Source organism: Ferrovum sp. (genome assembly GCF_027317285.1).
Classification (GTDB): Bacteria; Pseudomonadota; Gammaproteobacteria; order Burkholderiales; family Ferrovaceae; genus Ferrovum.
In genome coordinates, this window is sequence record NZ_DAHVHV010000066.1 from 1 (window position 1) to 8,056 (window position 8,056).

General features: G+C 52.6%; 7 protein-coding genes and 1 pseudogene. 5 read left to right on the top strand and 3 right to left on the bottom strand.

Annotation, left to right across the window (positions count from 1 at the left end; translation table 11 throughout):
- Positions 1–299: 299 nt before the first annotated feature.
- Positions 300–2,105 carry an EAL domain-containing protein gene (locus M6F29_RS10510; protein ID WP_298159533.1) on the top strand — a complete coding sequence of 602 codons (1,806 nt, stop codon included), beginning with the start codon at positions 300–302 and terminating at the stop codon, positions 2,103–2,105.
- Positions 2,106–2,267: 162 nt separating this feature from the next.
- A pseudogene (locus M6F29_RS10515) lies at positions 2,268–2,884 on the top strand (transposase); the annotation flags it as partial.
- Positions 2,885–2,924: 40 nt separating this feature from the next.
- Here M6F29_RS10515 and M6F29_RS10520 read toward each other — a convergent pair.
- Both M6F29_RS10520 and M6F29_RS12390 read right to left on the bottom strand, forming a co-directional pair.
- Positions 2,925–3,065: a hypothetical protein gene (locus M6F29_RS10520; RefSeq protein WP_298159543.1), complete on the bottom strand. Its 141-nt coding sequence runs from the start codon at positions 3,063–3,065 to the stop codon at positions 2,925–2,927.
- Between the two features lie 105 nt (positions 3,066–3,170).
- The gene (locus tag M6F29_RS12390; RefSeq protein ID WP_366525997.1) at positions 3,171–3,566 is read right to left on the bottom strand and encodes a GFA family protein; all 396 of its coding nucleotides are present in this window, start codon (positions 3,564–3,566) and stop codon (positions 3,171–3,173) included.
- Positions 3,567–3,784: 218 nt separating this feature from the next.
- On the opposite strand from M6F29_RS12390, the gene trbB reads away from it, so the two are divergent.
- Positions 3,785–4,732, top strand: a complete 948-nt coding sequence (trbB, locus tag M6F29_RS10525) for a P-type conjugative transfer ATPase TrbB (RefSeq protein ID WP_298159537.1) — start codon at positions 3,785–3,787, stop codon at positions 4,730–4,732.
- 8 nt (positions 4,733–4,740) lie between these two features.
- Positions 4,741–7,368 carry a toprim domain-containing protein gene (locus M6F29_RS10530; protein ID WP_298159539.1) on the top strand — a complete coding sequence of 876 codons (2,628 nt, stop codon included), beginning with the start codon at positions 4,741–4,743 and terminating at the stop codon, positions 7,366–7,368.
- On the opposite strand, the gene M6F29_RS12595 is transcribed toward M6F29_RS10530, so the two are convergent.
- Entirely contained in the window at positions 7,365–7,718 is a 354-nt protein-coding gene (locus tag M6F29_RS12595) for a hypothetical protein (RefSeq protein WP_298159541.1), read from the bottom strand. The genes M6F29_RS10530 and M6F29_RS12595 overlap by 4 nt on opposite strands.
- A gap of 165 nt (positions 7,719–7,883) precedes the next feature.
- On the opposite strand from M6F29_RS12595, the gene M6F29_RS12405 reads away from it, so the two are divergent.
- The coding region (locus M6F29_RS12405) for a MarR family transcriptional regulator (RefSeq protein WP_366525999.1) at positions 7,884–8,056 on the top strand (173 nt) is incomplete at its 3' end.

The following is an 8,056-nucleotide window of genomic DNA, read 5'->3' on the forward strand; positions in this document are numbered from 1 at the left end:
AAAACTCAGCCGAATGAAAATTCGTTGAGGTTTTGAAAGACTGGCCGGTCAAATTCATGTCGATTCGGTCTCGGGTGAGGATTTTCTATAACGAACACGGATTCAGGATATTGCCCGAAACTTTCCCGGAATGATGCGGAAATATCGGAAAATTTGTTTCTCGTGAGCAGACATGGCACATCTGGTAGACTTGAGTTGTGCATGCATCCAGGGGTGAGTTTTGAACCCAATGCTATTTGGCCTGTAGGGAGACATCGTGAGAAGTCATTGTGGGTGAGAAGAAGATAATTTCGGACTATATGTCTCAAGAGAAGTTGATTACAGCGGAAAATATTGCCAACCGTAAGAATTTTCTTGAATTTTCCGAAGTTGATGTCGAGATTCTGGGGCAAATTCATCGGTATCTGGAACACAATGAGGCAATTGTCGATTCATTTACCGACTCGTTCTATCGGCATGTTTTTTCTTTTCCGGAATTGAAAATGATGCTTCCTGATGAAGCATCGGTCAACCGACTCAAGAAAATACAATCCCGGTATTTTTTTCGCCTGACTGCAGGTGACTACAGCGAGGATTATGTTTCAGATCGATTGAAAGTCGGTTATGCCCATCAGAAGGTCGGTCTCGAACCAAAGTGGTATATCGGAGCCTACCGGAAATATCTATCCTCCTTGCTGCCAATCTTGCACGAGATTTTTGGAGACGACAGTACGAAACTGATCGCGGCTTATGATGCGATATTGAAGGTGGTCTTCTTTGACATGGATTTAGCCCTGGATACCTATTTTCATTCCGGCATGCGAAAACTGCTTCGGCTGGCCAACTACGATTCCCTCACTGGCCTGCCCAACCGCAACCTGTTCTATGACCGGCTGGCTCAGGAGATCAAGAAAGCCCAGCGGGACGGATCGTCTCTGGTTCTGCTGCTCATCGACCTCGATCAGTTCAAGGAAGTCAACGACACCCTGGGACACCCATCCGGCGATCTGTTGTTGGTTGAATCCGCCCGGAGAATCCGGAAATGTGTGCGTGACGCTGATACCGTGGCTCGACTGGGCGGGGACGAATTCATCATCATTCTGCCTGAACTCCACATGCAGACGCATGTGGAGCGTATTGCCCAGAATATCATTCAGGTATTGAGCAAGCCCTATCAACTGGACAACGATACCGTTCATATCTCTGCCAGCATAGGGATCACCGTTTATCCGGGGGATGCACAGGACATCGCAAGCCTCCTGAAACACGTGGATCAAGCGATGTACGCGGCCAAGGCGGAAGGGCGCAACCGTTTCGGCTATTTTACCCAATCCATGCAGCAGGAAGCCAGGGAAAAGCAGGAGTTGACCAACGATCTCCGACAGGCGCTGGCTCGAAACGAGTTACATGTGTACTATCAGCCCATCCTGGAGTTGAAGAGCGGGTCGATCACCAAAGCAGAGGCTTTGCTGCGCTGGAAGCATCCCACACGGGGCATGGTCAGTCCGGCGATTTTTATTCCATTGGCCGAAGAATCCGGAATCATCCACGAGATCGGTGACTGGGTGTTCCAGCAGGCAGTCGCCCGTGTGGTGGACTGGCAGGAACGGCTCGGACGCATCATTCAGGTCAGCGTGAATAACTCCCCTATCCAGTTCGAGTATCCGGAAAGGCAGGTCTGGCAAAAGCAGATGAAAGAACTGGGCGTTCCCGGAAACAGAATCAACGTTGAAATCACGGAAGGGTTGTTGTTCAAAAAATCAGCCAAAACCATGGAACGGTTACTGGACTTCAGAAACAGCGGAATCGAAGTATCCATCGACGACTTCGGTACCGGTTTTTCTTCACTGTCGTACCTCAAGCAATTTGATATCGATTACCTCAAGATCGACCGCTCCTTCATCAAGGATTTGGAGAAGAATGCGGACGACAGGGCGCTGACCGAGGCGATCATCGTCATGGCCCACAAACTGGGCATCAGGACCATTGCAGAGGGCGTGGAAACAGAGGTGCAGCGTGATCTGTTGAAATCATGCGATTGCGACTTCGTTCAGGGGTTTCTGTATTCCCCCGCCGTACCTGCCGTCGAGTTTGAAAGAATGATCGCAGGAAAACAGCCGACCTGATCCCGGGCTTCCGAAGTCTGGTAAGCCTGAAAACTCGGTAAAGTGTCAGAAAATCTTACACTTTCCATTTCCTTCTCTCCCCCTGTTTCAAGTAACACGGTAATCCCCCCTGTAAAAAGTTGGGAATAGAAGTAGAATTTTCTCGATATGAGGAGGTTCTACATGAAGCAGTCGAAATTTACGGATAGCCAGATCATTGAGGCGCTGAAACGGGTTGAGGGCGGTGTTCCGGTACCGGAGATGTGCCGGGAATATGGCATCAGTACGGCGACGTTCTACAAGTGGCGAGCGAAGTACGGTGGCCTGGATGTGTCCATGATGTCGCGCATGAAGGAGTTGGAAGCCGAGAACACCCGGCTCAAGCGCATGTATGCCGAGGAACGTCTCAAGGCAGACATTCTGAAGGAAATCCTCGGAAAAAAATAGTCCGGCCATCTCGACGCCGCGAGATGGCCCAGGAACTGGTGGCGAACAAGGGCATCACGGTACGACTGGCATGTGAAATCATGGACATCAGCGAGACCTGTTATCGTTACCAGGCCAAGCTGAACTGCGAGAATGCTGAAATCGCTGACTGGCTGATCCGGTTGACTGATAATCATCGTAACTGGGGGTTTGGGTTATGTTTCCTGTACCTGAGCAATCTGAAGGGGTTTGGCTGGAACCACAAACGGGTGTATCGGATTTACCGGGAACTGGAACTGAACCTGCGCATCAAGCCCAGAAAGCGGATAGTCAGGGAAAAGCCTGAAGCACTGGCTGTGCCGGAATCCGCCAACCTGAATCGCCCCGGGTTTCGTGGAGGCTGATTGGTTTAAGTTATGCCACCGTAGCGGCCTCTTCGGCGAGTTGCTTGTAGTAGTCTACCTCAGCTTCGGCAGGCGGTATGTAGCCGATGGGTTCCAGCAGGCGATGGTTGTTGAACCAGGCCACTGACCGCAATGGCCGAGGTCCAGTCATCGGCCCCAGCCGAACTCCATATCACCAAATTGCTTGCCGCAAACTGGGCGGTCGCCTCCGACTCTTCGTTGGCCGATATCGGCCATCCCTGTCACAAATACAGTTCTACGGCCTTTCAGAATACTGTGGTAGGCCATCGCATATCTCATGCCACTCAGCCTTTGATCCAGCGAAGACATGGGCTGTTGGTTTGCTCTCAATTGCTGTATCGAGTGTTCCAATTCGCAATCGAACGACTTCAGGAGTTGTCGAGCGTCTGCTGTAAAGCGGAGAACCGCAATTCCTGCAAAAAACTCGAAACACGCCCGGAGATGATTCAAATTCCGCAATAAACTTTTCGCCTCTCGTCAACATAAAATTTTTCGTGTTGACTGGAGCGTTTGTGGCGAATGCGGAACCATTGGCTTTCCGGCATTTTGAACAATGACACATGATGATGGAGCCGAGCTCTGAATGAATTTCGTAGGCCACACTGCCACATAGGCAACTTCCCTTAAGCATATACGACTCCAATTTATACGGTTTTTGAAAAGATTATGCATGTCCGCAAAGAGGCGGTTCTTGACTGATTGTACGCATCCAGCATCAGAATCGAAAGCCCCCGTTCTTCCCCCTCTTATGGCCCAATTTTCCCACAGACACCATCCAAACCTAATCATAAGATTCCCTCCCTGCAGAGCCTGTATATGAGGCCACTGGCCGTACAGGGAGCAGGACAGATGGAAGTAAGCCAAACCAGAACACGTCAGAAAGAAGCCCTACGCCGAGCCCTCGGGTCGGAGATTCTAGGCCCCCTTGAAGACCCTCATGTGGTGGAAATCATGCTCAACCCGGATGGAGCGCTCTGGGTTGATCGGTTAGGAACCGGCATGACCTGTACCGCCCGGATCGATGCCGTGCGAGCCCTCACCATCGTAAACACCGTGGCGGCCATGCTCAATACTGTGGTGACCATCGACAAGCCCATTCTGGAATGTGAGTTGCCTCTGGATGGCAGCCGATTTGAAGCGCTGGTTCCCCCATTGGTGGAACACGCCAGTTTTGCATTACGCAAGAAAGCCCTGCTGGTCTTCTCTCTGGAAGACTATGTCAACAAGGGAATTATGACGGGTGATCAACGCCAGGCCATCGAGGCCGCCGTATCGGATCGGCAGAATGTTCTGGTCTGCGGGGGGACGGGTACCGGCAAAACCACTCTGGCCAATGCCATTCTGGACTGTGTGGCCAAGGTGGATAGGGATCACCGGATCGTCGTGATCGAGGATACCCGTGAACTTCAGGTCTCTGGGGACAATGTGGTTTTTTTGCGGACTTCCGACAACACCGACATGACGCGCCTGTTGCGGGCAACCATGCGATTGCGGCCTGACAGGATCGTCGTGGGCGAAGTGCGTGATGGCAGTGCCCTGGCTTTGCTCAAAGCCTGGAATACCGGCCATCCCGGAGGAGTTGGGACAGTTCACGCCAATGATGCCAGTGCTGCGCTGATCCGGATCGGACAACTGATCCAGGAAGCGGGAGTCCCGTCAAATCCTGAACTCATCGCTGAAGCCGTGAACGTCGTCGTTTCTATCAAGCGTAGCGCACAGGCCCGCCATGTCGAGGAAGTGGCCATGGTCAGAGGATGGTCACCGAGTGGCGGGGTTCGGGTGGAACGGGCGGCATAGGGGGGGCTATGGCAATCGAAAAGATTCGGCGAGTATCGTTCAACGGGGACGGTCGTAATGAAATACAGGAAACAGTGGCACAGGCAGTGGAAGCAAAGCCCGACAAATTCATTAAACGCTTCAAGGAATTACCCCAGTCACTGGGAGGGCGCTTTATCAGCGCGGATACCTTCAAGGAGACATTCGAGCAATACCGGGAGTCCAAGGAATCCAGAAACCGGTTGAACGGCCCCGTCCATAATTCGGCTGCGGTTCTGGCCGGGGAGCAGTTTCGTCGGGTACTTCAGGAGGAACCAGAGCCAGGAAGAAATGGGGTCATTCTTTTGACTGGGTCACCCGGTTCCGGAAAAACCTCGATGGTATTGGAAAAAACCCGTTGGTCTGACAAAGTGCATGCCATTTATGAGGGGCAACTGGCGGACCCAGACACGGCAATGGCCAAAGTCGGACAGGTCCTGAACCGTGGATTCCAGCCAGTCATTGTCGTAGTCCACACCACGCCTGAACAGGCTCTCGATAATACACTGGAACGCTTTTATGATATCGGTCGGGGAGCCAGCATTGGGGTTATTGCCAAGATTCAGGGAGGATTGCCCGATGGGTTGGAAGCGGTTCGCCATAAATTTGGCGACAGCGTAGAATTGCGGATATGGGATCGGCGGATATTCGACAAACCGGCACTGTATCGTGGATGGGAGCATCTTTCCATCCTGAAATCAGAGGGAAATCATGAGCACATCAGACAACGACTCACCCAGCATCTTGAGTCCAAACGATCCACTCTCACCCCAGATGCCTACCTACAAGCTGCGGGGCTCGCACCAGCAATCTCTGAAAAACATCGAGATCGTGATGGAAGAAATGCGTCAATCCATGATCAATCTGTCAACCGACCCGGAAGAACTGGCGAGAGTAAAAAAACTGCTGGTTTGACGCAGCCCACTGAACTTTCGTTTGTCGATTTTGCCCAGTCTCTGGGCGTGTATATCGACCCGCAACAACTGAAAATTGATGGTCGAGTCCACAGGGCGCATGTAGGTGACGGACCCACAGGGAAAATGGACGCATCCTACCTTCTTGATGATGGCTGGGGATGGGTTCTCAATTTCAAGTCGGATGGAAAACCCGTTTACTATCGCCCGGCAGGATCCACACGAGACCTGACTCCGGAAGAAAAAGCCAGAATCAAATCCAATCAGGATACCCTGGGGAAAAAGCAGGAGGAAAGACGGCGTGGCGCGGTCCTCGAATCTTTGACGCGGTGGCGCGAGTCTCACGAGGTTCTGAATTTCCCCTATCTGGATATGCCCAAATTGCATCCGGCTGGACTTCGGCAAGGGCGAGCACAATTATTGGTTCCCGTGCTTTCTCTGGATGATCAGGATGGCGTACGTTGGGTTGGCATGCAGCGGATAGGTTGGACGGAATCAGGAAAATCCGCCGATAAGCATTTTGTATCCGGGACCAACCCAAAGGGGGCCTTTGCCGTGATCCCGATTGTGGGTAGCGATGAAGATGCCCCATTACACGCTTTTGAGTCAATCATCTCCTCCCCACAAGTGGTGATCTGCGAGGGGATCGGCACTGGGCTCGCCATCTATCAGGCGACGGGACTGCCAGTGATCGCCGCCTTATCTGCCCAGAATCTTCCCGCTGTAGCCCAGTCCCTGAAAACCAGGTTGCAGGGTACTGTGGTGATCTGTGCCGACAATGACAGCGAAAAATCCGCATTCAAAGGCCAGACCTACGCGCTGAAAGCCGCCAGAGTGTTCGGCGTGTCAACGGGCATCGCCCTGCCCATAAAACCTTATGGGGAAACCCCTTCTGGCTATGACGCACGGGATCTGTTGCGTGATGCAGGTGCCGAATCAGTTCTGGCCATCATTAAGAATCCGATTGAACAAGCCCACCTTGAAAAACTCTTATCGCCCCAACCAACCATCACCACAAAAACCTCGGAGACCAAGACCACCATGGAAAACCCTATGCTGAATCCCTCCCAAGTCTTTTCTTTTTTTGACACCCTGAACAAGAGCAGAGAAGAAACGGAGATGAAACGCGACAATCGCATTGTGGCGGAATTAAAACAGACAGTAACTCAGGGTGTAGAGAATATCAGGGAGTTGTTCGAGGCTCACAAACGGGGCGAGACCCAGAAGCATCAGAATCAACCGCAAAGCCCGGCATCTGCGGAGGCCCCGACAAATCCAGAGGCCCCGGCAAGCAAGGTCGAAGTGCAAGGGAGCGGATCCAGTTCGTCAGGCCAGCCCAGTTCTGGCGTCGGACGCGAGTACAAAATCGATCAGGATGGAATTGCCGCTGACTGTGTCCTGGCGCGACTGGATTGGAATGGTGTTCATGCGCTTCGTCAGGCGGGAGATGGCGTGGAGTTGTCCAAAGAGCAGGTTTTGCTCCTGCGTGACGGAAAACAGCCTGACCTCATCGATGAGAAATCAAGCCTCACCGACCTGGGGAAGTTGGCCTATGATCGGTTGGCCAATGCAAAAATCGCACGAGATATGGAGCAGCAGCAACTCCGAACCCGCAATATCGACCAGCAGATGGAAGAAAACACGGCCAGAAAAGCCCACAAAGTGGACCACTCCCATAAGCATAAGGATGACCTGGGGCGCTAATGCTCTTTGGCGCGGCCCGCTGGACGAACATTACGCGGCAACTTCAACATACTCGACTTGGCTTGTTGGAAGCGGAAGCGGTAAGCCATCTTCGCGCAGTCCGGCAATGTGGAACCCGATAGCTTCTCGAATTTCGGATTCGGTTTCTTCCATGGTTGTACCGGGCTCGGTGCCTGCTGGGTAACAGCGATCTGGCACTGACCAGAATCACCGAACTGGTGGGTTACGAAATGGATGGCGCGTTCAATAGGGCTTTCAGGCACGTGGTGGGCATGACTCCGGGCGAATATGCGGTAGACAAATCGGCAGACATCATCCACCTTATTGCTGACGGTGTGCGCCCGCGCCATTTCCGCCACTTCTCGCGGGTAGGTTGAAACAAGACACTTGACAACCGGTTGCTAATAATGAAAACTGGTTGTCAGTTGGATTCCATTGAGGCCCACCGTATGCAGCAAGAAATTTCCCAATTAATCTCAGAGACAGTTGTTGCGATCTTCCAGGCCAACGGGAAGATGCTGGAGTGGGGTAACACATTTTCAGCCCCATTCGGCCTGACCAGTGCCCGGTGGCAAATTTTGGGCGCTATCGCCTGGGTTGGTCAGAAGCAGACGGCTCCCCAGATTGCTGACCAAATGGGGGTGTCTCGCCAAGGTGCCCAGAAGCAACTCAATCTCCTCGTTGGCGA